The 24,369-nt window shown below is 71.6% G+C and carries 26 protein-coding genes and 1 tRNA gene; 11 read left to right on the top strand and 16 right to left on the bottom strand.

All coding sequences use genetic code 11. The features are described from left to right. Nucleotides 1-103 precede the first annotated feature (103 nt). The 3 genes from AC3IYI_RS23990 to AC3IYI_RS23980 are packed head-to-tail and all read left to right on the top strand — an operon-like array spanning nucleotide 104 to nucleotide 994. On the top strand, nucleotides 104-292 hold the full coding sequence (locus AC3IYI_RS23990; protein WP_489405706.1) for a hypothetical protein: 189 nt from the start codon (nucleotides 104-106) through the stop codon (nucleotides 290-292). 25 nt (nucleotides 293-317) lie between these two features. Continuing rightward, complete coding sequence (locus AC3IYI_RS23985; protein ID WP_489405705.1) at nucleotides 318-803, top strand: hypothetical protein; 486 nt, start codon at nucleotides 318-320, stop codon at nucleotides 801-803. Between the two features lie 11 nt (nucleotides 804-814). Next, complete coding sequence (locus AC3IYI_RS23980) at nucleotides 815-994, top strand: hypothetical protein (protein ID WP_489405704.1); 180 nt, start codon at nucleotides 815-817, stop codon at nucleotides 992-994. Between the two features lie 30 nt (nucleotides 995-1,024). Here the strand turns inward: AC3IYI_RS23980 and AC3IYI_RS23975 are convergent, their stop codons facing one another. Further along, nucleotides 1,025-2,023 (bottom strand): SRA domain-containing endonuclease, encoded by a 999-nt coding sequence (locus tag AC3IYI_RS23975; protein ID WP_489405703.1) that lies wholly within the window; start codon nucleotides 2,021-2,023, stop codon nucleotides 1,025-1,027. A gap of 137 nt (nucleotides 2,024-2,160) precedes the next feature. Between AC3IYI_RS23975 and AC3IYI_RS23970 the strand changes: the two genes are divergently transcribed. From AC3IYI_RS23970 to AC3IYI_RS23950, 5 genes are all read left to right on the top strand, one after another. After that, nucleotides 2,161-3,081: a bifunctional DNA primase/polymerase gene (locus tag AC3IYI_RS23970; protein ID WP_489405702.1), complete on the top strand. Its 921-nt coding sequence runs from the start codon at nucleotides 2,161-2,163 to the stop codon at nucleotides 3,079-3,081. Then, nucleotides 3,078-3,431, top strand: a complete 354-nt coding sequence (locus AC3IYI_RS23965) for a hypothetical protein (RefSeq protein ID WP_489405701.1) — start codon at nucleotides 3,078-3,080, stop codon at nucleotides 3,429-3,431. Before AC3IYI_RS23970 ends, AC3IYI_RS23965 begins: the two co-directional genes overlap by 4 nt. Continuing rightward, on the top strand, nucleotides 3,431-4,678 hold the full coding sequence (locus tag AC3IYI_RS23960) for a DUF3631 domain-containing protein (RefSeq protein ID WP_489405700.1): 1,248 nt from the start codon (nucleotides 3,431-3,433) through the stop codon (nucleotides 4,676-4,678). The genes AC3IYI_RS23965 and AC3IYI_RS23960 overlap by 1 nt, the downstream gene beginning before the upstream one ends. 177 nt (nucleotides 4,679-4,855) lie before the next feature. After that, a complete protein-coding gene (locus tag AC3IYI_RS23955; RefSeq protein WP_489405699.1) occupies nucleotides 4,856-5,062 on the top strand; it encodes a helix-turn-helix transcriptional regulator in 207 nt (68 codons plus the stop codon). Then, nucleotides 5,059-6,420 carry a tyrosine-type recombinase/integrase gene (locus AC3IYI_RS23950; protein WP_489405698.1) on the top strand — a complete coding sequence of 454 codons (1,362 nt, stop codon included), beginning with the start codon at nucleotides 5,059-5,061 and terminating at the stop codon, nucleotides 6,418-6,420. Before AC3IYI_RS23955 ends, AC3IYI_RS23950 begins: the two co-directional genes overlap by 4 nt. A gap of 174 nt (nucleotides 6,421-6,594) precedes the next feature. Here the strand turns inward: AC3IYI_RS23950 and AC3IYI_RS23945 are convergent. Beyond that, nucleotides 6,595-6,676: transfer RNA gene (locus AC3IYI_RS23945), tRNA-Tyr, on the bottom strand. Between the two features lie 198 nt (nucleotides 6,677-6,874). On the opposite strand from AC3IYI_RS23945, the gene AC3IYI_RS23940 reads away from it, so the two are divergent. The 3 genes from AC3IYI_RS23940 to AC3IYI_RS23930 all read left to right on the top strand — a co-directional run bounded on the left by AC3IYI_RS23940 (nucleotide 6,875) and on the right by AC3IYI_RS23930 (nucleotide 10,324). Beyond that, entirely contained in the window at nucleotides 6,875-7,363 is a 489-nt protein-coding gene (locus tag AC3IYI_RS23940; protein ID WP_489405697.1) for a YajQ family cyclic di-GMP-binding protein, read from the top strand. A gap of 255 nt (nucleotides 7,364-7,618) precedes the next feature. Further along, nucleotides 7,619-9,046, top strand: a complete 1,428-nt coding sequence (locus AC3IYI_RS23935; protein ID WP_489405696.1) for a SulP family inorganic anion transporter — start codon at nucleotides 7,619-7,621, stop codon at nucleotides 9,044-9,046. Between the two features lie 54 nt (nucleotides 9,047-9,100). Further along, entirely contained in the window at nucleotides 9,101-10,324 is a 1,224-nt protein-coding gene (locus AC3IYI_RS23930) for an APC family permease (protein ID WP_489411640.1), read from the top strand. Here the strand turns inward: AC3IYI_RS23930 and AC3IYI_RS23925 are convergent. The 14 genes from AC3IYI_RS23925 to AC3IYI_RS23860 all read right to left on the bottom strand — a co-directional run bounded on the left by AC3IYI_RS23925 (nucleotide 10,308) and on the right by AC3IYI_RS23860 (nucleotide 24,305). Continuing rightward, the gene (locus AC3IYI_RS23925) at nucleotides 10,308-10,853 is read right to left on the bottom strand and encodes an SMI1/KNR4 family protein (protein WP_489405695.1); all 546 of its coding nucleotides are present in this window, start codon (nucleotides 10,851-10,853) and stop codon (nucleotides 10,308-10,310) included. The genes AC3IYI_RS23930 and AC3IYI_RS23925 overlap by 17 nt on opposite strands. A gap of 78 nt (nucleotides 10,854-10,931) precedes the next feature. Then, nucleotides 10,932-11,888 (bottom strand): glycosyltransferase family 2 protein, encoded by a 957-nt coding sequence (locus tag AC3IYI_RS23920; RefSeq protein ID WP_489411639.1) that lies wholly within the window; start codon nucleotides 11,886-11,888, stop codon nucleotides 10,932-10,934. 192 nt (nucleotides 11,889-12,080) lie between these two features. After that, complete coding sequence (locus AC3IYI_RS23915; protein WP_489405694.1) at nucleotides 12,081-12,473, bottom strand: YccF domain-containing protein; 393 nt, start codon at nucleotides 12,471-12,473, stop codon at nucleotides 12,081-12,083. Then, complete coding sequence (gene htpX / locus AC3IYI_RS23910) at nucleotides 12,470-13,333, bottom strand: zinc metalloprotease HtpX (RefSeq protein ID WP_489405693.1); 864 nt, start codon at nucleotides 13,331-13,333, stop codon at nucleotides 12,470-12,472. The genes AC3IYI_RS23915 and htpX overlap by 4 nt, the downstream gene beginning before the upstream one ends. Before the next feature lie 294 nt (nucleotides 13,334-13,627). Beyond that, complete coding sequence (locus AC3IYI_RS23905; RefSeq protein ID WP_489405692.1) at nucleotides 13,628-15,229, bottom strand: NADH-quinone oxidoreductase subunit N; 1,602 nt, start codon at nucleotides 15,227-15,229, stop codon at nucleotides 13,628-13,630. Beyond that, nucleotides 15,226-16,794 carry a complex I subunit 4 family protein gene (locus AC3IYI_RS23900; protein WP_489411638.1) on the bottom strand — a complete coding sequence of 523 codons (1,569 nt, stop codon included), beginning with the start codon at nucleotides 16,792-16,794 and terminating at the stop codon, nucleotides 15,226-15,228. The genes AC3IYI_RS23905 and AC3IYI_RS23900 overlap by 4 nt, the downstream gene beginning before the upstream one ends. A gap of 38 nt (nucleotides 16,795-16,832) precedes the next feature. Continuing rightward, complete coding sequence (locus AC3IYI_RS23895; protein ID WP_489405691.1) at nucleotides 16,833-18,860, bottom strand: NADH-quinone oxidoreductase subunit 5 family protein; 2,028 nt, start codon at nucleotides 18,858-18,860, stop codon at nucleotides 16,833-16,835. Further along, on the bottom strand, nucleotides 18,857-19,231 hold the full coding sequence (nuoK, locus tag AC3IYI_RS23890) for an NADH-quinone oxidoreductase subunit NuoK (protein WP_489405690.1): 375 nt from the start codon (nucleotides 19,229-19,231) through the stop codon (nucleotides 18,857-18,859). Before nuoK ends, AC3IYI_RS23895 begins: the two co-directional genes overlap by 4 nt. Next, complete coding sequence (locus AC3IYI_RS23885) at nucleotides 19,231-19,836, bottom strand: NADH-quinone oxidoreductase subunit J family protein (RefSeq protein WP_489405689.1); 606 nt, start codon at nucleotides 19,834-19,836, stop codon at nucleotides 19,231-19,233. The genes nuoK and AC3IYI_RS23885 overlap by 1 nt, the downstream gene beginning before the upstream one ends. After that, nucleotides 19,833-20,468 (bottom strand): NuoI/complex I 23 kDa subunit family protein, encoded by a 636-nt coding sequence (locus tag AC3IYI_RS23880; RefSeq protein WP_489405688.1) that lies wholly within the window; start codon nucleotides 20,466-20,468, stop codon nucleotides 19,833-19,835. The genes AC3IYI_RS23885 and AC3IYI_RS23880 overlap by 4 nt, the downstream gene beginning before the upstream one ends. Then, complete coding sequence (locus tag AC3IYI_RS23875) at nucleotides 20,469-21,437, bottom strand: complex I subunit 1/NuoH family protein (RefSeq protein WP_489405687.1); 969 nt, start codon at nucleotides 21,435-21,437, stop codon at nucleotides 20,469-20,471. Then, nucleotides 21,434-23,266 carry an NADH-quinone oxidoreductase subunit C gene (locus AC3IYI_RS23870; protein WP_489405686.1) on the bottom strand — a complete coding sequence of 611 codons (1,833 nt, stop codon included), beginning with the start codon at nucleotides 23,264-23,266 and terminating at the stop codon, nucleotides 21,434-21,436. The genes AC3IYI_RS23875 and AC3IYI_RS23870 overlap by 4 nt, the downstream gene beginning before the upstream one ends. After that, on the bottom strand, nucleotides 23,263-23,907 hold the full coding sequence (locus AC3IYI_RS23865) for an NADH-quinone oxidoreductase subunit B (RefSeq protein WP_489405685.1): 645 nt from the start codon (nucleotides 23,905-23,907) through the stop codon (nucleotides 23,263-23,265). The genes AC3IYI_RS23870 and AC3IYI_RS23865 overlap by 4 nt, the downstream gene beginning before the upstream one ends. Continuing rightward, nucleotides 23,898-24,305: an NADH-quinone oxidoreductase subunit A gene (locus AC3IYI_RS23860; protein ID WP_489370539.1), complete on the bottom strand. Its 408-nt coding sequence runs from the start codon at nucleotides 24,303-24,305 to the stop codon at nucleotides 23,898-23,900. Before AC3IYI_RS23860 ends, AC3IYI_RS23865 begins: the two co-directional genes overlap by 10 nt. Nucleotides 24,306-24,369 lie beyond the last annotated feature (64 nt).

Here is a 24,369-nt window from a genome sequence, read left to right as displayed (position 1 = left end):
CTAGGCAGTAGGCAGTAACTCCGCACCCGCACGCCCGCCCCTCCGCCCGCGGGCGGCACCCGCTGCGGGGCCGCCCGCCCGCCCCGAACGGGGACCTTCCCGCATGCCCGTGACCATCTCCCTCGTCGTCCTGCTCGGCGTCATCCTCGGCGTCCTGCTCCGGACCAGAACCCTCGGCGCTGGCAGCGCGCTCGTTGCCGTCGGCTTCGGGTTCTTCCTCGCCGCCACCGGCGCAGCCGCCCCCATCAACGACTTCATCAGCGCCGCCCTCACAGCCATATCCGGAACCTGACCACCCCCGTGCCAAGGAGCCTGCTGTGCATGAGCCCACCCGCACGAGCACCACCCCGCCCGCCCGCTACGGCGACCCCATCTACTACCCCGCCACCATCCAGCACCCGGCCATGCCGCTCGCTGAACTCCCGCCCGGAGTCGAGATGGTCACCCTCCCCGGCGGCTACCGCACCCTCGCCTACACCCACCCCGCGGCCCCCACCACGGTCCCGGCCGCGCAGCCGCTACCGGCGTGGGCCAAGACCACCGCCCTGCTCGCCCCGACCATTGGCGGCGGAATCGCCGCGGCCGGATTCGGGATCTCCTACGCCGCCCCGGGACTGATCGCCATGACCGAAGCCCTCTGGGCCGCCATCGCCCTCATCGCCGCCGGCGTCATCGCCCCGCTCCTCCTCCGCGCCGGACGCGCGTCGGGCGGCCGGGGTGCGGGGCCCGTCCAGCACGTCACCCAGAACATCAGCGCGTCCGGAATGTTCGGCCGCGCCAACGGCACCATCAATCACCGCTGAGGAGTCACTCGATGAACCGCTCCACACTGCCCCTGACCGACCGGATCCGCGACGCTCTTCGGCTCGTAGCGGGCCGGCACACGGTCCGTTGCCCCTACCCGGGCTGCCTCATCCAGGTCCGGTACGGCTTCGTCACCCCCGACGAGGCCAAACGCCTCACCGACATCGCCGTGGACCACGCCCGCCACTGAACGCTGCGGGCGTGCCCCTCACGGATGGGGTCAGGTGCCCAGGGGGAAGCCGACGAAGCCGTCCTCGGTCTGGTAGACGAGGTGGATCTTCTGTGAGGCGAGCAGCTCCTTGATGTCCTTGCTCGGCTCGCTCGGCAGCAGTACGGCGACCCTGAGCCCCTCGGACTTGGGGACGTGGCGCCGGTAGTCGGCAAGCTGACCGATGGCCATCCGCACGTTGGTGCGGGTGGTCTGCCCCTTGGCTTCGTAGAGCACATGCTCGGCGATGTCGTACAGGTCCGGCGTGAGCACACTGACTTCGCCGGCGATGGTCATGTCGAACGACTTGTGCGCGTGGCCGGCCGCCTGCAGGTGCTTCTTGAAGGCTTCCATCAGCAGGCCTTCGCGACGCTGGACCTTCCGCGGTCCGCCCGGGATATCCGCGATGGTCTCCGCAGTCGTGTGCGTCTCGGAGTTCTTGTCCTTGACGCTGGTCTGCGCCGGAATCGGCGTGCTGAGGTCGATGTCCTCGATCACGGTCACCGGCGCCGGCTGGATCCGGTCCTCGGCCGTCCACGCCGGCTTAGAGCCCGGTACCGGCCGAAGCCGGAACACCAGGGCGTTGCGCATCTTGTTGTCCTTGCCGAGACCGCGGTGCACCTCGACCGGGTTGATCGGGTCCACGGTCATCTGCCCGATGTAGCGCTGCTGGACCGTGCCGGAGCCCTCCACCGTGCCGTGGGCGACGAACAGGTGGAGCTCCCGCCCGTCCTCGACGTGGTAGCGCAGGGACTTGTTGCGGCTCTTCATCTCCTGGTCACCGTTCGCGCCGTAGCCGGTGTAGAGGTACAGCGGACCGTACTCGTCGTCCTCGGCCCGCCCGTCGAAGGTGTAGCCGAACTCGGCGCCGGCGGAAGGGTCGGAGTACACAAATACCTTCTTGGCGTCCACACCCGGTTCGATGCCCTGGTACTTCCCGCAGCCGAAGATCGCGGCTACCTCATCCCGCGTCGTCAGCCGGCCCGGCACAAGCTCAAAGGTCGTCGTCATAGCCACGACCCTAAGCACCCCCACTGACATCCCGTTACTCAGTTTTCGGGAGACCACAAAGGCGGCCCCTCTCTCGGCAAAAGACCGGGGCCGCCTTCGATCCACCAGCCCTCAACAGACCTATGGAGGTCACCAGCATGACCCAACCCGCCCCCTTACCGCGAGACCGACAGGCACAGCTACTCGCTGACGCACTGAGCCTCGCGGCCCGCGGCTGGCCCATCTTCCCGCTCCGGCCCGGTTCCAAGACGCCCGCTCTCCACGGAGAAGACCGCTGCCCCCACACCGACGGCTGCGCCGACGGGCACCTGAAGTGGGAACAGCGCGCAACCACCGACGGAGCCACGATCGTCCGCTGCTGGACGCACAAGCCGTACAACATCGGCTTGGCCACCGGCCCCGCCGGACTGATCGTGATCGACCTCGACGCCCCCAAGCCCAACAGCAGTCAGGACGCGCCTGGCGGCGCGGAGACCTTTACGGCGCTCTGCGAGCGCGCCGGGCAGGCCGTCCCCACCACCTACCGCACCCGGACCCCCTCCGGCGGAGCCCACCTGTACTTCACCGCCCCGGCCGGACTCCGGCTGGGGAACACGGCCGGCAAGCTCGGCCCGCTCATCGACACCCGCGCCCACGGCGGCTACATCGTCGCCCCCGGCAGCACCACCCCGGCCGGCGCCTACGAGGTGACCGACCCCGCCCCGGTCGCAGAGCTCCCCGGCTGGCTGCTGCCCCTGCTCCAACCGCCCGCCCCGCTCCCGGCCCGTCGGCTCGTGGCGCCGGCCGTCAGCGGCACCAGCTCGGCCCGCGCCGCGCTGGACGCCGAGTGCAACGTCGTCCGTACCGCCCCGGCAGGGCAGGCAAACAACACGCTCAACCGGTGCGCCTTCAAGGTGGGGCGCTTCGTCGCGTGGGGCGACCTGCCTCGGGACGAGGTGGAGGTGGCCTTCCAAGGAGCGGGGGAGGAGCGGGGACTCACCGCTGCCGAGTGCCGCTCCACGATCCGCAGCGCCCTGGACAGCTCCGCCCGTACGGTCCGGGCCCGGGATGCGGCATGAGCACCCGACCTCATCCCCGCTTGGAAGGCCCCACCCTGGCGCCTACCGGCCCCAGCTCCGCCGAACCGGCACCGGCCACGGACGGCAATGGCGCGCCGAAGGTCGTCGCCGAAGGCGTCCCTTCATCTGTTCGCTCGAACCCGGGCTTCGACGACGGACGCCGGCCCGTCGCATGGCTCCACATCAGCGCCCCCGGCCGCGGCGCCACCCCGTCGGCCCGCTCGTGGTGCTCGTGCGGACGCGACCTCTTCGCCGCCGGCCAGAGCCGCGCGCTCGCACTGATCGACGACCACGTGCGCCACCGCACCGTCTGCCCCCAGCTCGTATCCCAGGAAGGGAAGGCCGCCTGATGAGCGACCCGACCATGCCCGCCGAACCGACCAACGGCGCCGCGCTGCTTGATGAGGTGGAGACCTTCCACCGCCGCTTCAACGTCTTCCCGAGTGAGGCCGCCTACGTGGCTGTGACCCTGTGGGACGCGCATGCCCACTTGATCGAGTGCTTCGAGATCACCCCCCGGATCGCATTCCTGTCTCCCGAGCCCGGCTCGGGGAAGTCCCGCGCTTTGGAGATCATCGAAACGCTCACTCCTCGGTCCGTCACCACGGTGTCCGCGTCCGCGAACGCGCTGTACCGACTCGTTGGGATGCCCGAGGGACTGCCTACTGTCCTCTTCGACGAGGTCGACACCATCTTCGGGCCCAAAGCGGGGACCGATGAGGCTCTCCGCGGCTTCCTCAACGCCGGCTACCGGCGCACCAGCGGTGCCGTGCGGTGCGTCGGCGAGGGGTCCAACCAGAACGCGCAGGTCTTCCCCTCCTACTGCGCTGTTGCCATGGCCGGGCTCGGTTCCCTGCCCGACACCGTCCTCAGCCGCTCGGTCATCATCCGCATGCGGAAGCGTGCTCCCAACGAGACGGTCGAGCCCTACCGGCAGCGCAGGGACCAGAAGGTGGGCAACGTCCTGCGCGACCGCCTGGCCAAGTGGGCCGACATCGTCCGCGATCGTGTCGCTGACGCCTGGCCGGAGATGCCCGAGGGCGTCACCGACCGCCCCGCCGACGTCTGGGAGGCCCTTCTCGCCGTCGCTGACGCCGCCGGCGGGCGCTGGCCCGAGCGGGCTCGCGCGGCCTGCCTGGAGCTGGTCCACTCGGGCCAGGACAATGACGAAGCCTCCTTCGGCGTCCGGCTCTTGACCGACCTGCGCGACAAGGTGTTCTGCGGAGCAGACCGCATGCCCACCGCCGTGATCCTCGAATGCCTCCTCGCGCTGGACGACTCCCCGTGGGCCGACCTGGACGACAAGCCCATCAACTCCCGCACCCTCGCCCGGCTCCTCGGCCAGTACGTCACTCCCGGCAACAAGCCGATCAAACCGCGTGGCATCCGCACCCCGTCCGGCTTCCCCAAGGGCTACTACGCCGAGGACCTCACCGACGCCTGGATGCGGTACTGCCCCCTCCCCCCTCAGGAATCCGCCACGTCCGCCACGTCCGCCACACCCCAGGTCAGCGTCGGTGAACGTGTGGCGGATGCCCTGCCGGCGTCCGCCACACGGCCCGGCTCGAACGCCACACCTCTCACGGTCGTCCGCTAGCTCCGCCTTCCCCCGGCGCCGCCTCACCCGGCCCGATGAAGCGGCGCCAATCCGCCACGCATCTGCCATCCGCCACAAACTCAGGCTCCTGACCTGCGATGTGGCGGCGTGGCGGACGTGGCGGATCCCTCAGAGCGAAGAGACCAGACACGGCTCGACCCAAGAGGAGACAGATCCTTGGCTACATCCCGACGCCAACGCAAGCCTGTGGACGAGTGGCTGCCCCTGACGCAGGTACTCGAAGAGCTCGACATCACCCGCGCCACTTGGTACCGGTGGCGAAACCGCGGGTACGGCCCCGCGGCGCACCGGCTCCCCAACGGTCACATCAGGGTTCGACGCAGCGCCCTGGACGCCTTCAACAACGAGCTGGAGGCTGCGTGACCGACTGGAGCTACACGGTCAAGATGTGGGCCATCCGCAAGCGGCCCTACCGGAAGCCCTACCAACTCCGCTGGCAGGTAGGGATCCGACCCCACTCCGAGTCGTTCCTGACGCTCGGGCTCGCCGAGAGCCGGCGCGCGCAGCTCATCACCGCCGCGCGGGCCGGAGAGCCCTTCGACGTCGACAGTGGGCTCCCCCGGTCGCTGATCCAGCGGGAGAAGGACATCCCCTGGTACCAGCACGCCCGGAACTACATCGAGATGAAGTGGGACCACTCCCCGGCCAGCACTCGAAAGACCCTGGCCGAGGCCATGGCCACGGTCACGATGGCCCTGGTGAAGGACACGAAGGGCATGGCCGAGCCGAGCGTCGCCCGGCGCGTGCTCTACAGCTGGGCCTTCAACGTGCACCAGTGGGACAAGGAGCAGCCGGACGAAGTGAAGTCGGTGCTGGCATGGTTCGAGCGGAAGTCCGTTCCCGTGTCAGCTCTCTCCGAGCGCATGCTGGCGCGGAAGGCCTTGAACGCCTGCACCAAGAGGTTGGACGGGAAGACGTCCGCAGGGTCCGTCATCACCCGGAAGCGAGCCATCTTCCATCAGGCCCTCGGCTACGCGGTGGACGCGGAGCTGCTCGCGGAGAACCCGCTCCATTCTCTCCAGTGGTCGGCTCCCGAGAAGATCGACGAGCAACTCGACCGTGCGTGCGTGCCCGGCCCAGAGCTCGCCGAGCAGCTGCTCGCGGGAGTTCGATCGCAGGGGGCACGGGGGCGACATCTGGAGGCCTTCTTCGCCTGCATCCTCTACGCCGCTGCCCGCCCCGGAGAGACGGTGGGGCTGCGCGCCACGGACTTCCACCTGCCCCGGCGAGGGTGGGGGACGGTGTGGCTGCGCGAGAGCCGGCCGCGTGCCGGTCGGGCCTGGACAGACTCCGGTGAGGCTCACGACCGGAAGGGGCTCAAGCACCGGCCGCGCAGCGCCGTACGGCAGGTCCCGATCCCGCCGCAGCTCGTGTCGCTGCTGCGGTGGCACATCACGGTCCACGGTGTCGCGGCGGACGGGAGGCTCTTCCGGACGAGTCGCGGCGGAATGGTGCAGGAGAGCGGGTACGGCGAGGTGTGGGCGGAGGCTAGAGCCGAGGTTCTCAGCGCTCGGGATCAGGCCTCCAAATTGGCGAAACGGCCCTATGACCTTCGCCACACGGCGGTGTCGACCTGGCTCAGCGCCGGGGTGGAGCCGCAGATCGTCGCCGAGCGTGCCGGCCACAGCCTGGCGGTGCTCTTCCGGGTGTACGCGAAGTTCCTGAAGGACGGGGAGGAGGCCGCGAACGCCAAGATCTCCGCGCGTCTGGACGGTCGGTAGCGACCGCGGCCAACCCGCAGGTCAGGTCTCCGATTCCCGTCCACGCTCCGTCCACAGACGCTGGTAGAGAGCGTGAAAGAGGGAGACAGAGCGAGACAGTCGACCATCCGAGTTCGAAAACGAAGAAACCCCCGTTCACTGCGTTTCCGCAGATGAACGGGGGTTCCACTCGCGTGGCGGCGCCAGGGTTCGAACCTGGGTAGGCTGAGCCGGCAGATTTACAGTCTGCTCCCTTTGGCCACTCGGGCACACCGCCATGATCGCTGCCATCTTTCCGCCTTGCGGCGGCGCTCCGTGGCAACGACGTAAACGATACCCGATGACCGGGGGTGCTTCGCCACCGGATTGATCAGCGCCGCACGTGGGCGCGGTGGCTAGGCTTTGCGGAGCGGTCCGGGTATGTCCGGCCGCGCCCTTCGGGGCCGTCCCTACCGACTTCAAGGAGCCACAGCACATGGCCGACTCCAGTTTCGACATCGTCTCGAAGGTCGAGCGGCAGGAGGTCGACAACGCCCTCAACCAGTCCGCCAAGGAGCTCTCGCAGCGCTACGACTTCAAGGGCACCGGCGCCACCATCGCCTGGTCCGGCGAGAAGATCCTGATGGAGGCGAACTCCGAGGAGCGCGTCAAGGCCGTCCTGGACGTCTTCGAGACCAAGCTGGTCAAGCGCGGGATCTCCCTCAAGGCGCTCGACGCCGGTGAGCCGCAGCTGTCCGGCAAGGAGTACAAGATCTTCGCCACGATCGAAGAGGGCATCTCCCAGGAGAACGCCAAGAAGGTCGCGAAGATCATCCGTGACGAGGGCCCCAAGGGCGTCAAGGCCCAGGTCCAGGGTGAGGAGCTGCGCGTCAGCTCCAAGAGCCGCGACGACCTCCAGGAAATCCAGGCCCTCCTCAAGGGCAAGGACCTGGACTTCGCGATCCAGTTCGTGAACTACCGCTGATCACCGGCTTAGGCCTCGGTTCAGCCCGCACGCCGGCCCGGCGGTCCTTCGAGGACTGCCGGGCCGCGGTCGTTGCGGCGGGGGGCCTCGGCGGCGGTGCGCCGCGGGCGGTGTCGCGGGACCGGCGCTCGGTGGGTGTGTGCCGGGCGTGAGCGGCGTACGCGCTCGTGGCGCCCTCCGTGTGCACTTGGGCGGCGGGGAGTGCGCCCACCAGGGTGAGGGGTGTCCGTCACCGCCTCGACAGGGGGTTCCCACATGCCTGGGGCAGGCACGTTACGTGAAGACTTCGGGGCGTCCGTGGTGGTCGCCCTGGTCGCGCTACCGCTCTGCGTCGGAGTGGCCGTCGCCTCCGGGGTACCGGCCGAGCTCGGGATCCTCACCGGGGTGGTGGGCGGGCTGGTCACCGGCTGGTTCCGGGGCAGTTCCCTCCAGGTGAGCGGCCCGGCCGCCGGGCTCACCGTGCTCGTCTACGAGGCCGTGCGGACCTACGGGCTGCCCGCGCTCGGTGTACTCGTCCTGGCCGCAGGCCTGGTGCAGCTGGGCATGGGAGTGCTGCGGCTCGGGCGGTGGTTCCGGGCGATCTCGGTGGCCGTCGTGCACGGGATGCTGGCCGGCATCGGACTCGTGCTGATCGCCGGTCAGCTGTACGCCCTGGCCGATGTGGAGGCCCCGGCGCGGACCCTGGAGAAACTGGCCGGATTCCTGGAGCTCGGCGGGCGCGCCGACTGGACCGCCGTGGCGCTCGGGGCCGGGACCGTCGCGGTCCTGGTGGCCTGGCGGCGGATGCCCGAACGGCTGCGGCTCGTGCCGGGGGCGCTCGTCGGGGTCGCGGCCGCGACCGCCGCGGCCGTACTGCTGCGGCTGCCCGTGGACCGGGTCCGGGTCACGGGCGTCCTGTCGGCCGTGACCCCGCCCGGCTGGGAGGACTTCGGAGTGCTCGCCTCCGTGGGGGCCGTCGGGACCGTGGTCGCGCTCGCGCTGATCGCCTCCGCCGAGACGCTGTTCAGTGCCGCCGCCGTGGACCGCATGCACGACGGGGACCGGACCGACTACGACCGCGAACTGGTCGCCCAGGGCGTCGGGAACACCCTCTGCGGGCTGCTCGGTGCCCTGCCGATGACCGCCGTCATCGTCCGCAGCGCCGCCAACGTCGAGGCCGGCGCCCGCACTCGGGCCTCGCGGATCCTGCACGGCGGCTGGCTGCTGCTGTTCGCCGTGGCCGTCCCCGGGCTGCTGGAGTCCGTCCCGCTCGCCGCGCTGGCCGGGGTGCTGCTGCACGCCGGCTGGAAGCTGCTGCCGGTGCGGGCGGTGGCCGCCCTGTGGCGGTCGCACCGGGGCGAGGCGGTCGTCCTGGTGGCGACGGCCTCGGCGATCGTGGCCACGAACCTCTTCGAGGGGGTGCTCGCCGGGCTGGGGCTCGCCGTCGCCAAGGCGGCCTGGGAGACCTCCCACGTCCACATCGAGCCGGTGTGGGAGGGCGACGAACTTCGGGTGCGGATCCTGGGGAACGCCAGCTTCCTGCGGCTGCCCAAACTGCTCGACGAACTGGACGCGCTGCCCCGCGGCGGCGCCGTCCGCCTGGATCTGAGCGGGCTGCGCCACCTCGACCACGCCTGCCTGACCGCACTGGACGGCTGGGAGCGCAGCCGCACGCCCGTCCCCGGCAGGGAAGGCGTCACCTAACCCGGGTACTCTCCGCCCGTGAACGCCAGGAATGCCAACGCCACGAGTCACGAGATGAAGCGCACCCTGGGCGTCTTCGACGCGGTCGTCGTCGGGCTCGGCGCGATGATCGGCGCCGGGATCTTCGCCGCACTGGCCCCGGCGGCGCGTGCGGCGGGCGGGGCGCTCCTCGCGGCGCTCGCGCTCGCGGCCCTGGTGGCCTACTGCAACGCGCACTCCTCGGCGCGGCTGGCCGCCCGCTATCCGTCCTCGGGCGGCACCTACGTGTACGGGCGCGAACGGCTCGGGCCCTTCTGGGGATATCTGGCCGGGTGGGGCTTCGTCGTCGGCAAGACCGCCTCCTGCGCGGCGATGGCCCTCACGGTCGGGGCCTACGCGTGGCCCGGGCAGCAGCACGCGGTGGCCGTGGCGGCGGTGGCGGCGCTGACCGCCGCGAGCTACGGCGGGGTCCAGAAGTCCGCCCGGATCGCCCGGGTGATCGTGGCGGCGGTGCTGGCCGTCCTGGCCGGGGTCGTCGTGGCGTGCCTGTCCTCGGGCGCGGCCGACGCCGGCCGTCTCGGCAGCTCGGACTGGGCCGCCGCCGGGCTGCTCCAGGGCGCCGGGCTGTTGTTCTTCGCCTTCGCGGGCTACGCCCGGATCACCACCCTCGGCGAGGAGGTGCGTGACCCGGAGCGCACGATCCCGCGGGCGGTTCCCCTCGCCCTGGGGATCGCCCTGCTCGTCTACGCCGCGGTCTCGGTGGCGGCGCTGTCGGTGCTCGGAGCCGACGGGCTGGCACGGTCGGCGGCTCCGCTGGCCGACGCCGTGCGCGCGGCGGGCTGGCCCGGGCTGACTCCCGTCGTCCGGGTGGGCGCGGCCCTGGCGGCGCTGGGCTCGCTGCTGGCGCTCGTGCTCGGGGTGTCGCGGACCACCCTGGCGATGGCCCGGGACGGCCATCTGCCGCGCGCGCTGGCCGCCGTACATCCGCGGCATCAGGTGCCGCACCACGCCGAGCTGGCGGTGGGCGCGGTGGTGGCGGTGCTCGCGGCCACCACCGATCTGCGGGGCGCGATCGGCTTCTCCTCCTTCGGCGTGCTCGCCTATTACGCGATCGCGAACGCCTCCGCTTGGACTCTCGATTCAGGTGTCAAGGACCGGGCCGTGGCAGTAGTGGGGCTGTCCGGCTGCGTGGTGCTGGCCTGTGCGCTGCCCGCCGCGTCGACCGTCGCGGGGGCCTCGGTGCTGGCGCTGGGCGCGCTGGCCTACGGCGTGCGCCGGCGGCTCACACCCGGGCTCTGAAGCCTGCCCAGGGGGTCAGCTCCAGGTCCCACTCCTCCCCCGCGCCCGATTCCTCGCTGAACCAGGCGCTGCCGTCGAGCCAGCCGCGCAACCAGTCGGCGAGCGCGGGTGATTCGAGGAACCAGGCGAGGTCGGGGTCGCCCGAGTTCGGTTCGAACAGCAGGACTTGGGCGGTTGCCGAGCGGCAGTCCACGCAGGCGCGCAGGGCGCAGCCGAAGTCGGCTATGGGCAGGACGCCCTCGGGCCAGCGCCAGGCCGACGCGCGCATCGCGGTGTATTCGGCGACGGCGCGCTCCAGGGCGAGCAGGCCGTACTCCGGGCCGAAGCCACCGTCCGCGACCCGGGTGTGGAGGGCCGCGAGGAGGGGCGGCAGGGCGAAGCCCAGGGTGGCCTCGGCCCGGTGCAGTTCCGCGGTGGCCAGGGGCGCCGGAAGGGGCGCGGCCGGGGTGCCGGTGGCCGCGTGCCGCCCCTGGTGGGAGGTGTGCGCACGACCGGCGACTTGCTTCAGCAACTGCTCGGTGTCATCCATGCACACAGAGTGACACCCCCCACTGACAATCCCTCTGACCTGGGAATTCAGGGGATCCCAGCAGCTGTCGGAGGGTCCTCAGTCCGCTTGGTGTTCCGTGTTCCGCGCCCCCGCGGCGTGCGAGTCGTACCCGACGAAGAAGGTGGGCCGGCACTGCACCGCCGTGTAGATGCGGCCGATGTACTCGCCGAGCAGGCCGACGCAGATCAGCTGCACCCCGCCGAGGAACAGCATCACGATGAACAGCGAGGTCCAGCCGGGGACGGTGTGGCCCTTCAGGTAGATCGCCAGGGTGGCGCCCACCATCAGCAGGCAGCCGAAGAAGCTGGCCACACCCAGCCAGGTCGCCAGGCGCAGTGGAGCGGCGGAGAAGTTGATGACGCTGTCGACGCCGAGCCGGAGCATCTTGCTCAGCGGGTACTTGGTCTCGCCCGCCACCCGCTCCTCGCGCTGGTAGGTGACCTGGCCGCTGGGGAAGCCGAGCCACGGCACGAGCAGGCGGTACACCTGGTGCTGGTCGGGCATGGCCTTGACGGCGTCGACCGCCGCGCGGCTCAGCAGCCGGAAGTCGCCCGCCTGCGCGGGCACCTGCTTGCCCACCAGGCGGCGCACCAGCCAGTAGTACGCACCGGCCGTGTGCCGCTTGAACCCGGTGTCGGTGCTGCGGTCGGCCCGGACCCCGTAGACGATGTCGAGGCCGTCCGCGCGGGCCAGGTCGAGCATCTCCGGGATCTTCTCCGGCGGGTCCTGGAGGTCCGCGTCGATGCTGGCCACGTACGCGCCCGAGGCGCTGTGCAGACCCGCGGTCAGGGCGGCCTGGTGGCCGGAGTTCCCGCGCAGCCGCACGATCCGCAGCTCGGGCCATTTGGTCTGGAACTCGGTGAGCAGTTCCGCGGTGCGGTCCTTGCTGCCGTCGTCGACGGCGACGACCTCGTAGCGGACGGCCATGGAGTCGAGTGCCGGGCGCAGCCTGCCGACCAGGGCCGGCAGCGCGTCCTCCTCGTTGTACATCGGCACGACCACCGAGAGGGTCATGGGGAGCTCGGCGGGCTCAGAAGGCTCGGAGTGCTCGCAGAACTGGGAGGGCTCGGAGGGCTCAGAGGGCTGGTGGGGCTCAGTCGACATCGGTTCTTCCCTGCCCGTTGTGCGTGCCGCTCGTCCGCGTCACTCGTCCGCAACCCGGAACTTTAATACGAGTGGATGAACCGGATCCGGGCTCGGCCCGGGTCAGCGCGAGGCGAACGGAGCGTCCGTGGGAACGATCTCGCGGCCCAGCGGGAGCAGGGAGAGCGGGACCATCTTGAAGTTGGCGATGCCGAACGGGATGCCGATGATCGTGACGCACAGCGCGATGCCGGTGACGATGTGGCCGAGGGCCAGCCACCAGCCCGCCAGGACCAGCCACAGCACGTTCCCGACGCAGGACGCGGCGCCCGCGTCACGCCGCTCGACGGCGGTGTACCCGAAGGGCCACAGGGCGTACACGGCGATGCGGAACGCGGCTATGCCGAAGGGGATTCCGATGATGGTGATGCAGAGGATCACACCCGCCAGGCAGTAGCCCAGGAAGAGCCAGACTCCGCTGAGGACGAGCCAAATGAGATTCAGGATGGTCTTCATTGACTGCGGCCTGCCATCTGTTCGAGCCGGGCGATGCGCTCGGCCATCGGGGGGTGCGTGGAAAACATCTTGGACAATCCTTCGCCGGGACGGAAGGGATTGGCGATCATCATGTGGCTCGCGGTCTCCAGTCGCGGCTCGGCGGGCAGCGGGAGCTGCTTGGTGCCGGCGTCCAGCTTGCGCAGGGCGCTGGCGAGGGCGAGCGGGTCCCCGGTGAGCTGGGCCCCGGAGGCGTCCGCGTCGTACTCGCGCGAGCGGCTGATGGCGAGCTGGATCACGGAGGCCGCCAGCGGGCCCAGGATCATGATCAACAGCATGCCGAAGAGCCCCGGACCCTCGTCGTCGTTGGAGCGGCCGATGGGGATCAGCCACGCGAAGTTGACCAGGAACATGATCACGGAGGCGAGGGCGCCCGCAACGGACGAGATGAGGATGTCGCGGTTGTAGACGTGGCTGAGCTCGTGGCCGATGACCCCGCGCAGCTCGCGCTCGTCGAGTATGCGCAGGATGCCCTCGGTGCAGCAGACCGCGGCGTTGCGCGGGTTGCGGCCGGTGGCGAAGGCGTTGGGGGCCTCCGTCGGGGAGATGTAGAGCCGGGGCATGGGCTGGCGCGCGGACGTGGAGAGCTCGCGCACCATGCGGTAGAGCTCGGGTGCCTCGAACTCGCTGACGGGGCGGGCCCGCATCGCGCGCAGCGCCAGCTTGTCGCTGTTCCAGTACGCGTACGCGTTGGTGCCGAGGGCCACGAGGACGGCGACGATCAGGCCGCCCCGGCCGAAGAAGCTTCCGATGAGGATGATGAGGGCCGACAGACCACCGAGGAGTACGGCGGTCTTCAGCCCGTTGTGCCGGCGGTGCACGGTGCGCCCTCCAAGTGGTGCGGCAGGGGAACCCGTCCAGGATCTGCGGATCGGAGGGCCTACGGTCCAGTGGACCCTTCCTTCCTGGTCAACGCGAGGTGAGCGCGGCAGGTTCCCCGGGCGCGCCCGTCCCCGCCGTCCCGGTGGACCGGGGGGCGGGGCCGCGGCGGGCGCGATGGAGGTTAGGCCGTACGGGTTACGGGCGCGGGGCAGCCCACGGCTCCGACGGGGCCCTGACCGGGCCCTCACGGGTCTCTGGCAGGGCTCCGGCTGCGCTCCCGTTGCGCTCCGGCTCTACAGCGGGAAGAGGCTGCCCGTGGCGAAGCGCAGGACGAGCTGCGGGGCGCCGGAGAGGACCAGGGCGGTGGCGGCGGTGAGCACGATGGCCGCCGTGACCGGCCAGGGGGTCCTCGTACGGGGCTGCCCGCCCTGCTGGGCTCCCTCCTGCGCGCCCTCCTGGGCCGCGTGCCCGTCGGGGGCGCGGAAGAGCAGGGCGGTCCAGCGCAGGTAGTAGTACAGCGCGATGACGACGTTGACGGCCATGACCACGGCGAGCCAGCCCAGCCCCGCATCGACCGCCGAGCGGAAGACGGTGACCTTCGCGAAGAGCCCGATGATGCCCGGCGGCAGACCGGCCAGGCAGAGCAGGAAGAAGGCCATCGCGAGGGCGGCGAGCGGCCTCTCGGCGTACAGGCCCCGGTAGTCGGAGAGCCGGTGCAGGGGCTTGGTACGGGCCACCAGGGCGGCCACGGCGAAGGCGCCGAGGTTCACGGCGGCGTACATGAGTGCGTAGGCGACGGTGGAGCCGATCTGGTCGCGGCCGGCGTAGGCGGCGGCCGCGATCGGGACCAGCAGGTAGCCGGCCTGGCCCACGGAGGACCAGGCGAGCAGCCGTACGGCGCCGCCCGGCCGGTCGGCGGACTGGCGCAGGGCCGCGGCGTTGCCGAGGGTCATGGTGAGCGCGGCGAGGACGGCGAGGGCGGGGCCCCAGACGTCGGAGTACGCGGGGAAGGCGATCACCGTGACGAGGATGAGGCCGGTGAAACCGACGGCCTTGCCGATGACCGACAGGTATCCGGCGACGGGCAGCGGGGCGCCCACGTAGGTGTCCGGGACCCAGAAGTGGAAGGGGACGGCGGCCGTCTTGAAGGCGAAGCCGACCAGGGTGAGCGCGACGCCGGCCATGGCGAGGGTGTCGAGCTGCCCGGGGACGTTCCCGAGCCGGTCGGCGACCTGGGTGAGGTGCAGGGAGCCGGTGGCGGCGTAGACGAAGCTGACGCCCATCAGGGACACGGCGGTGGCGGTGACGGAGGACAGGAAGAACTTGAGGGCGGCCTCGGAGGAGAGCCGGTCGCCGCGCCGCATGCCGACGAGCGCGAAGGCGGGCAGCGAGGCGACTTCGAGGGCGACGATCAGGGTGGCGAGGTCGCGGGAGGCGGGCAGCAGGGCCGCGCCGGCGGCGGAGGAGAGCAACAGGAACCAGTACTCACCGGCCGGCATGCGCGCCTCGCGGACGGCCGTGACCGACAGCAGGGCGGTGATCAGGGCGCCGCCCAGGACGAGGAACTGGACGACGAGCGCGAAGTGGTCGGCGGCGTAGCTGCACGCGGCGGGGTCGGCCGTACCGGGCCCGGTCAGGCAGAAGGTGGTGCGGTCGCCGGCGCGCAGCGGCAGCAGGGTGGCGGTCGCGGCGGCCAGTCCGGCGATGGAGATCCAGCCGAGCAGCGGCTTGCGGCGCTCCGGCAGGAAGAGGTCGGCGACCAGCACGAGGAGGCCGACGGAGGCGGTGATGACGACCGGCGCGATGGCGAGCCAGTCGACGGACTGGACCATGCTGGGGCCGTCGGCGGCGGCGATGGCGGTGCTGGTGATGGTGATGGGGCTGAGGACCGTCATGAGTTCCCTCCCGCGAGGAGCTTCTGGACGGCCGGGTCGGTGAGGCCGAGGAGGACCGCGGGCCACAGGCCGGCGAGGAGGGTGAGGGCGACGAGCGGGGTCCAGGCGGCGTACTCGTAGCGCTGGATGTCCGCGAGGACCACGGGGGCGGCGGCGCTTTCGCGCGCGGCCTTCGGGTCGCCCATGCACACCCGCCGTACGACGATCAGAAGATAGGCGGCGGTGAGCAGGGTGCCGAACGCGCCGACGGACATGTACGTGAGGAACGCGGGCCGCGACAGGCCCTCGGCCGGCTCGAACGCGCCGAAGAGGGCCAGCATCTCGCCCCAGAAGCCGGCCAGGCCGGGGAGGCCGAGCGAGGCGATGGCGGCAAAAGCGAGGAGGGCGCCGAAACGGGGGGCGCGGCCGTAGAGGGCCGCTCCGGTGGCTCCGGCGAGGGTGTCGAGGTCGGCGGTGCCGTAGCGGTCCTTGAGGGCGCCGACCAGGAAGAAGAGGAGGCCGGTGATCAGGCCGTGCGCGACGTTGGCGAAGAGCGCGCCGTTGACTCCGGTGGGGGTCATGGAGGCGATGCCGAGCAGCACGAAGCCCATGTGGCCGACCGAGGAGTACGCGATGAGGCGCTTGAGGTCGCCCTTGTTGCCCTTGCGGGCGAGGGCAAGGCAGGCCAGGGACCCGTAGACGATGCCCACGGCGGCGAAGGCGCCCAGGTACGGGGCGAAGGTGGCCATGCCGTCGGGGGTGGCGGGCAGCAGGATCCGGACGAACCCGTAGGTGCCCATCTTCAGCAGGACGCCCGCGAGGAGGACGGAACCGACGGTGGGTGCGGCGGTGTGGGCGTCCGGCAGCCAGCTGTGCAGCGGCCACATCGGGGTCTTCACGGCGAGGCCGATCCCGATGGCCAGAACGGCCAGGACCTGGGTGGTGTGGGACAGTTCGCGGCCATTGTCAGAGGCGAGTGCCACCATGTCGAAAGTGCCGCTGTTCAGTCCGATCAGCAGCAGACCGAGCAGCATGACGACGGAGCCGAGGAGCGTGTAGAGGATGAACTTCCAGGCGGCGGCCTGCCGCTGAGCACCGCCCCAGCGGGCGATGAGGAAGTACATCGGGATGAGGACCATCTCGAAGGCGAGGAAGAACAGCATCAGGTCCAGGACGGCGAAGGTGGCGAGGGTGCCGGACTCCAGGACCAGGAGCAGGGCGACGAAGGCCTTCGCGGAAGGGCCCGCGGGGAGCTTGAAGTAGCTGTAGAGCGCGCAGAGGAAGAACAGCAGCGCGGTCATCAGGAGGAGGGGGAGCGAGATGCCGTCGATGCCGAGGTGGATCCGGACGTTCAGCGCCTGGATCCAGCTGATGTCCGTCGTCGCCTGGAAGCGGGACGGGGCGTCGTGGTCGAAGCCCACGGCGAGGACGATCGCCGCGGCGAGGATGGCACCGGTCACGGTCACGCCGTGGCGCAGGACGGCCTGTTCGGGGCTCTTTCCCTTCAGTCCGGGCGGGGCCGGCAGGAGGGCGGCGACCGCACCGACGAGGGGTCCGGCCACGACGAACGCCAGAAGGAACTGCATCACGGACGGGCTGATATCAATCACGGCTGACTCACGGCTCACGATCCGGCGTTGACGTTGGCGAGGACGGCGGTGGCGATCGCCAGGACCACGGCGCCGGCGAGCAGGGCACTCAGGTAGCTCTGCACGTTGCCGGTCTGGGCGCGGCGTACGAGGCCGCCGAGCAGCCGGGGGCCGAGGCCCGCGCCACGGACGTACGAGTCCACCACCTCGCGGTCGAGGAAGCGTACGAGGGCTGCGGCGGCTCGGACGGGGCGGACGAACAGGCGGTCGTAGACGGCGTCGAGGTGGAAGCCGACGGCGGCGTGCCGGTGCAGCGGGCCGAGCAGCGCGCGACCGGGGTCGGCGGCGGGGGCGGTGGAGACGACCGGGTGGTCGTGGGTGACCTCGCCGACCTCGGGGGTCTCGGCAGCGGACTCGGCGGCTGCGACGGACGCGGGTACCGCATCGGTGGCGGGCACCTTGGCGGGGCCGGCTCCGGCCGCGGCGAGGGCTGCCTGGGCCTGGGCGCGCTGCCACAGGGCGTAGGTGAGGACCGCGCCGACGGCGGCGGCGCCCGTGCCGAGGACCGAGGTCGTCAGCGACGGGGTGAGCTCGCGGCCGTCGAAGAAGTCGGACAGCGGCCCGGCCAGCAGGCCGAAGCCGACGGACGGGACGGCCAGCAGCCACAGCACGCCGGTCATGGCGACGGGCTCCTTGCCGTGGTCGGGTGCGGCCGCACCCCGGCCGCGGAAGGCCATCAGCCACAGCCGGGTGGCGTAGGCGGCGGTGAGCAGGGCGGTCAGCACGCCGGCGACGAGGACCACCCAGCCGGCCGCACTCGGGGCGAACTCCGAGTGGCCGCCGGCGGTGTGCTCGGCCGCGACGAGGACGGCTTCCTTGGAGAAGAAGCCGGCGAAGGGCGGGAAGGCGGCGAGCGCGAGCAGCGCGATCGTCATCGTCCAGAAGGCGTCGGGGATGCGCTTGGGCAGGCCGTCCATGCGGGACATGGCGGCGAGGGAGTTCGTCCCCGCGGCGTGGATGATCACGCCGGCGCCGAGGAACAGGAGCGCCTTGAAGGCGCCGTGGGACAGGAGGTGGAAGACGGCGGCCGCGCGGTCGCCGACGGCCAGGGCCCCGGTCATGTAGCCGAGCTGGCCGATCGTGGAGTAGGCGAGGACCCGCTTGATGTCGTCCTGGGCCAGGGCGGCGAGGGCGGAGCCGACCATCGTGACGGCCGCCATGACGGCCATGACCACCAGTGCGGCCCGGGACGCCGCGAAGACGGGGAGGAGGCGGGCCACGAAGTAGACACCGGCGGCGACCATCGTCGCGGCGTGGATCAGTGCGGAGACCGGGGTGGGGCCCGCCATGGCGTCCGGAAGCCAGGTGTGCAGCGGGAACTGCGCGGACTTGCCCGCGACTCCGGCCAGCAGGAGGAGCGCGATGAGCGTCGGGTGGTCGAGCCCGCCCGCGGCGACGGTGCCCAGGATCTTGGTGATCTGGAAGGACCCGGCGTCGGTGGCGAGCGCGAACAGGCCGATGAGGAAGGGGACGTCGCCCAGCTTGGTGACGAGGAAGGCTTTCAGGGAGGCGGAGCGGGCCGCCTCGGTCTCCCAGTAGTGGCCGACCAGGAAGTACGAGCAGATGCCCATGATCTCCCAGCCGACCAGCAGCACCATCAGGTCGCCGGAGTAGACGACGAGCATCATGGCGGAGGTGAACAGTGAGACCAGGGCGGCGTAGGACGGGTAGCGCGGGTCCTCGCGCAGGTAGGCCGTCGAGTAGATCTGCACGCAGGTGGCGACGACGCCCACGAGGACGGCCACCATGACGGCGAAGCCGTCCAGGTAGAGCGAGAGCTCGATGGGCACCGAGCCGGTCGGGGTCAGCTCGGTCGCCGTGTCGATCGCCTTGCCGCCGGCCTGGCGGAAGGCGACCAGGACGGCGAGGACGGCGGCGGCCAGCGTCGGCAGGACGGCGAGCGGCTTGACGAAGCCGGGGGCGGTGCGGCCGAGCAACAGTCCCGCCAGCGCGCCCAGGAAGGGCAGGAGGGGGACCAGTACGGCGAGGGTCGGGGTGCTCACGCGGCGGCTCCGGTCGCAGGGTTCGCGCTGTCCGCGCTGTCCGGGGTCAAGCCGTCCTGCTCGTGGCCCTCGGCGGTGTCGCGCAGTCGGTCCACGTCCGCGGTGCCCCGGTTGCGGTAGACCATCAGCACGATCGCGAGGCCGATGCCGATCTCGGCGGCGGCGATGGCGATGGTGAAGAGGGTGAGGGCCTGGCCGGCGTGCAGGCTGTCGCGCAGCCAGACGTCGAAGGCCACCAGGTTGAGGTTGACGGCGTTGAGCATCAGCTCGACGGACATCAGGACCAGGATGGCGTTGCGGCGGGCGAGCACTCCGTACAGGCCCGTGCAGAAGAGGAGCGCCGCCAGCACGGCGGGGTAGGCGAGGTGCATCAGCGCTGCCCCTTCTTGTCGGTGGCGGGCGCGCCGGGGGTCGCGGCGGCGGAGGGCGCGGTGTCGGGGGTGTCCTTGCGGGACAGCACGATGGCGCCGATCAGGGCCGCGAGGAGGAGGACGGAGAGCGCCTCGAACGGCAGCACCCAGTGCCGGAAGAGGGTCTCTCCGGAGACCTTGGTGGAGCCCTGGGCGGGGCCGTCGAGGTCGATCCAGGTGGTGCGGAAGGCGTCGACGACCACCCAGACGAGCGCGGCGGCCGCGACGAGGGCGACGCCGAGCGCGACCGGGCGGTTGCCGGAGTCGGCGTCCGGTGAGCGGCCGATGGGGGCCTTGGTGAGCATCAGCCCGAAGAGGAGGAGGACGACCACGGAACCGAGGTAGATCAGCACCTGGACCCAGGCGATGAACTCGGCGGTCAGAAGCAGGTACTCGACGGCGATCCCGCCGAGCGCGACGACCAACCACAGGGCGGCGTGCACGAGCTGCTTGGTGGTGACCGTGACGGCGGCCGCGCCGAGGGTGGCGAGGCCGACGAGGACGAAGGCGATCTCGACGCCGGTAGGGGAGAGGAAGCCGTTGCCTTGGGCGGCTGCGGTGATCACGCGTCTCCTTCCGGGGCCGGGTTCTGGGCCTGGTCCTGGGCCGGGTTCTGGTCCTGGGCCGTGGTGTCGGGGTTCGCCTCGGCGGCTGCGGCAGCGGCGGCTGCCGCAGCTGCGGTCTCCGCCTTCTCCACGGCCTTGCGGGCGGCCGCGATCTCCTTGGGCTCCTCGGCGGCCGGGTCCAGGGCGGGCGGGGCCGGGACGGTCCACATCCACTCGCGCAGCTTGTCGCGCTCGTGGGTCAGTTCGTGGATGTCGGTCTCGGCGTACTCGAACTCCGGCGACCAGAACAGTGCGTCGAAGGGGCACACCTCGATGCAGATCCCGCAGTACATGCAGAGGGAGAAGTCGATGGCGAAGCGGTCGAGGACGTTGCGGCTGCGCTCACGGCCACCGGGGGCGGCGGCCGGGAGCGTCTCCTTGTGGGAGTCGATGTAGATGCACCAGTCGGGGCACTCGCGCGCGCACAGCATGCAGACCGTGCAGTTCTCCTCGAACAGGCCGATGACCCCGCGCGAGCGCGGCGGGAGTTCGGGCTGCACCTCGGGGTACTGGGCGGTGTGCGAGCGCTTCGTCATCGTGCGCAGCGTGACGGCCAGGCCCTTGGCGAGGCCGGAGCCGGGGATGGGAGGCATTTACTGGATCGCCACCTTCACGATGCCGGTGAGCGCGATCTGGGCGAGCGCGAGCGGGATGAGTACGGTCCAGGAGAGCTTCTGGAGCTGGTCCTCGCGCAGCCGGGGGTAGCTCACGCGGAGCCAGATCACCACGAAGGAGAGCGCGGCGATCTTGAGCAGGGTCCAGATCCAGCCGAAGTCGTCGCCGCCGAAGGGGCCGTGCCAGCCGCCGAGGAAGAGGACGGTGGTCAGGGCGCACAGGACGACGATGCCGGCGTACTCGGCGAGCAGGAACAGCGCGAAGCGCAGGCCCGTGTACTCGGTGTACGCGCCGAAGATGATCTCGGAGTCGGCGACGGGCATGTCGAAGGGGGGCCGCTGGAGTTCGGCGAGGCCGGCGGTGAAGAAGACGAGCCCGCCGACGATCTGCCAGGGCAGCCACCACCACTCGAAGGCACCGACGATGCCGGGGAGCGACACCGTTCCGGCGGCCATGGCGACCGAGGCCGCCGCGAGCAGCATGGGGAGCTCGTAGGCGAGCAGCTGGGCGGCGGTGCGGAGGCCTCCGAGGAGGGAGAACTTGTTCGCGGAGGCCCAGCCGGCCATCAGCGAGCCGAGCACGCCGATGCCCATGACGGCGAGCGCGAAGAAGAGCCCGGCGTCGATGACCTGGCCGACGGCGCCTTCGCCGGGGCCGATGGGGATGACGAGGAGCACCAGGAGGTACGGGAGGAGCGCGACGGCGGGGGCGATCTGGAAGACGCGGCGGTCGGCGTTGGCCGGGACGATGTCTTCCTTCTGCGCGAACTTGACTCCGTCGGCGACGAGCTGGGCCCAGCCGTGGAAGCCGCCGGCGTACATGGGGCCGAGGCGGCCCTGCATGTGGGCCATCACCTTGTGCTCGGTCTGCCCGACGACGAGCGGGAGCACGAGGAAGACGGCGAAGACGACGATCAGCCGCAGGGCGACGTCGAGGACGTCGTTCACGCGGCGCCTCCGGTGGGGTCGTTGGGGGTGGGGTCCGTGTCCGAGGGGTCCGTCTTGGGGGCGGACTTGGACCCGGGCTCCTGCTCGGACTCGGACTCGGGCTCGGGCTCGGGCTCGGACTCGGGCTCGGACTCGGGCTCGGACTCGGACTCGGGCTCGGCGGAGCCCGCCGGGCCGTCGGCCGAAGCGGCCTGGTCCGCCGGAGCAGGCGGGGTCGCCGGAGCGGGCGGTTCAGCCTTGGCCGCAGCCGCCGCAGGGGTCGGGGTCGGCGGAGCGGCCGGGGTCGCTTGGTCAACCGGATCTGCCGGAGCAGCTGGTTCGGCTGGCTCGGCCGGCTCGGCCGGAGGGGTGTCGAAGGCGGGCTTCGGGTTGTGCCAGGGGGCGTCCGTGCTGCCGCGTACCGGGCGCGCCGGGGTCTGTGGTTCCGCCGCGGGCGTGCCCTCGGCTTCGGCCGGAGCCGCGGTCTGGCTCGCGGAGCCGTCCGCGACCGAGCGGGTACGGCGCGGCGCGCGGGCAGGGGCTCCACCGGTGCCCGGCTCCGCCTCCGGGGTGCCGGCTGCGTCGGCCGGGGCCTCCGCCTGGCTCGCCGAGCCTTCGGAAGCCGACCGGGTACGGCGCACCGGGCGGCCCGGGGCCGCCTCGGCCGGGGCCGGGCTCGTTTCAGCCGGCGTCGCTGCCGCCGGGGCCGCCTCGGTTGAGGCGGCCGGGGTGGCAGCCGCCGGGGCCGGAGCAGCCGCCGTAGGAGCCGGGGTGGCCTCCGCAGGGGCCGGAGCGGCTGCCGCCGGAGCCGGAGCGGCCGCCGCCGGGGCGGGAGCGGCCGCCGTAGGAGCCGGGGTGGCCTCCGTAGAAGCCGGAGCGGCTGCCGCCGGAGCCGGGGTGGCTGCCGCCGGGGCCGGAGCGGCCGCCGTAGGAGCCGGGGTGGCCTCCGTAGGAGCCGGGGTGGCTGCCGCCGGGGCCGAAGCAGCCGACGCCGGAGTCGGGGCTGTTTCCGTGGGCAAGGCGGCCTGCGCCTGGCTCGCGGAGCCGTCTGTGACCGAGCGGGAGCGGCGTACCGGACGGGCCGGGGGCGCGTCGGTCCCGGCCTCGGGGGCTTCGGTCGAGGTCGGCGAGGGCGGGGTGCCTTCGCGGGGGGTGCGCGCCGGGCGGTCGCCGGGGGCCCCGGCCGCCGCGCGCGGGGTGCGGGCCGGGCGGTCGCCGGCAGCGCCGGCCGCCGCGCGGGGGGTGCGGGCGGGGCGGGCGGGGGCCGGGGGGAGCTGGCCCTTCATCGGGCCCCAGTCATTGGGGTCCGGTACGCCCGGCGGGAGCATCTGGCGGCGCTTCGGCGCGTCCGGGTCGTGCGCCTCGCCCGGCTCCTTCGCGCCCGGCCAGGCCTTGGCGACGCGCGCCGCGAGGACGAAGTCCTTGCGCAGCGGGTGGCCCTCGAAGTTCTCCGGGAGGAGCAGCGGGACGAGGTTGGGGTGGTCGGTGAAGACGACGCCGAACATCTCGAAGGTTTCGCGCTCGTGCCATTCGGCGCCCGCGTAGACGGCGACGGCCGAGGGCAGGGAGGGCGCCGAGTGCGGGACGGTGGTCCGCAGCAGGAGGCGGCGTACGCGGTGGTTCTCCAGGGAGACGACGTGCGCGCAGATGCGGAAGCCCGTGCCCGGCTCGTCCACCGCGCTCAGCCAGTCGAAGTAGGTGCAGCCCAGCTTGTCGCGGGCGATCTCCAGCGCGGGGATCCAGCTCGCGGTGGGGACGTCGACCGTGAGGACGGAGTAGGCGAAGGACCCGACGGCTTCCTCGCCGAAGACCGTTCCCGCCGCGTCGGGGAGGGAGTCGTAGAGGTTCACGCGTCCGTCCCGGGAGCAGGGGGAGCAGGGGTAGCAGCGGGAGCAGGGGGAGGGGATACCAGGCCGCTCGTGAGTTGTGCGGGCGACGGCGGAGGCGTGTTCGTGTAGCGCTCCGCCAGCGATTCGCGGGCGATCTTCTCCTGGAGCTTGAGGATGCCCTGCAGCAGCGCCTCGGGGCGGGGCGGGCAGCCGGGGACGTAGACGTCGACCGGGATGATCTGGTCGACGCCCTTCGTCACCGAGTACGAGTCCCAGTACGGGCCGCCGCAGTTGGAGCAGGCGCCGAAGGAGATCACGTACTTGGGCTCGGGCATCTGCTCGTAGAGCCGCTTGACGGCCGGGGCCATCTTGTCCGTCACCGTGCCGGAGACGATCATGAGGTCCGCCTGGCGCGGGCCCGGCGCGAAGGGGATGACGCCGAGCCGGATGAAGTCGTGGCGGGCCATCGAGGCCGCGATGAACTCGATCGCGCAGCAGGCGAGGCCGAAGTTGAAGACCCACAGGCTGTAGCGGCGGCCCCAGTTGAGGACCACCTTCATGGGCTCGGGCGCGAGGCGGGACAGGACGCCCAGCCGCTTCGGCTCCGGGAGCAGCTGCGGCTCCGACGGCACGGCCGGGGTACCGGCCGGGGTCACAGCCATTCGAGGACGCCCTTCTTGTACGCATAGAGCAGGCCGACGGCCAGGAAGCCGAGGAAGATGAACATCTCCACCAGCGTCGTGGCGCCGTAACCGGCGGCGGCGAACACCGTCGCCCAGGGGAAGAGGAAGATCGAGTCGACGGCGAAGACGACGTAGAGGAAGGCGTAGACGTAGTAGCGGACCTGGGTGTGCGCCCAGCCCTCGCCGACCGGGTCCACACCGCACTCGTAGGTCAGCAGCTTCTCGCGGGTCGGGACGGACGGACTCAGCAGGCGGTTGGCGCCGAACGCCACCGCCACGAAGAGCACGCCGAGCGCGGCCAGGAGACCGACGACCGAATACGTTCGGAAGTAGTCCGCTGCGAGCACGGATACGGTCGATACCGTTGGTTCGGGCACGTCCGTTCCTCGTTCCTCGGCCACTGTCGACGATCAGGTTGATCTGGTACGGACGGGAGTCTAG

This window comes from Streptomyces sp. GL_148, from assembly GCF_057834205.1.
Note: the sequence above shows the minus strand (reverse complement) of the source record. Positions and strands in the feature narration are given on the sequence as shown.

Bases quoted from the DNA above. Each gene is read 5' to 3' on its own strand.
- AC3IYI_RS23990 (WP_489405706.1), top strand. From the start codon at position 104: ATGCCCGTGACCATCTCCCTCGTCGTCCTGCTCGGCGTCATCCTCGGC.
- AC3IYI_RS23980 (WP_489405704.1), top strand. From the start codon at position 815: ATGAACCGCTCCACACTGCCCCTGACCGACCGGATCCGCGACGCTCTT.
- AC3IYI_RS23975 (WP_489405703.1), bottom strand. From the start codon at position 2,023: ATGACGACGACCTTTGAGCTTGTGCCGGGCCGGCTGACGACGCGGGAT.
- AC3IYI_RS23970 (WP_489405702.1), top strand. From the start codon at position 2,161: ATGACCCAACCCGCCCCCTTACCGCGAGACCGACAGGCACAGCTACTC.
- AC3IYI_RS23965 (WP_489405701.1), top strand. From the start codon at position 3,078: ATGAGCACCCGACCTCATCCCCGCTTGGAAGGCCCCACCCTGGCGCCT.
- AC3IYI_RS23960 (WP_489405700.1), top strand. From the start codon at position 3,431: ATGAGCGACCCGACCATGCCCGCCGAACCGACCAACGGCGCCGCGCTG.
- AC3IYI_RS23940 (WP_489405697.1), top strand. From the start codon at position 6,875: ATGGCCGACTCCAGTTTCGACATCGTCTCGAAGGTCGAGCGGCAGGAG.
- AC3IYI_RS23935 (WP_489405696.1), top strand. From the start codon at position 7,619: ATGCCTGGGGCAGGCACGTTACGTGAAGACTTCGGGGCGTCCGTGGTG.
- AC3IYI_RS23930 (WP_489411640.1), top strand. From the start codon at position 9,101: ATGAAGCGCACCCTGGGCGTCTTCGACGCGGTCGTCGTCGGGCTCGGC.
- AC3IYI_RS23925 (WP_489405695.1), bottom strand. From the start codon at position 10,853: ATGGATGACACCGAGCAGTTGCTGAAGCAAGTCGCCGGTCGTGCGCAC.
- AC3IYI_RS23920 (WP_489411639.1), bottom strand. From the start codon at position 11,888: ATGACCCTCTCGGTGGTCGTGCCGATGTACAACGAGGAGGACGCGCTG.
- AC3IYI_RS23915 (WP_489405694.1), bottom strand. From the start codon at position 12,473: ATGAAGACCATCCTGAATCTCATTTGGCTCGTCCTCAGCGGAGTCTGG.
- AC3IYI_RS23905 (WP_489405692.1), bottom strand. From the start codon at position 15,229: ATGACGGTCCTCAGCCCCATCACCATCACCAGCACCGCCATCGCCGCC.
- AC3IYI_RS23900 (WP_489411638.1), bottom strand. From the start codon at position 16,794: ATGCAGTTCCTTCTGGCGTTCGTCGTGGCCGGACCCCTCGTCGGTGCG.
- nuoK (WP_489405690.1), bottom strand. From the start codon at position 19,231: ATGCACCTCGCCTACCCCGCCGTGCTGGCGGCGCTCCTCTTCTGCACG.
- AC3IYI_RS23880 (WP_489405688.1), bottom strand. From the start codon at position 20,468: ATGCCTCCCATCCCCGGCTCCGGCCTCGCCAAGGGCCTGGCCGTCACG.
- AC3IYI_RS23865 (WP_489405685.1), bottom strand. From the start codon at position 23,907: ATGGCTGTGACCCCGGCCGGTACCCCGGCCGTGCCGTCGGAGCCGCAG.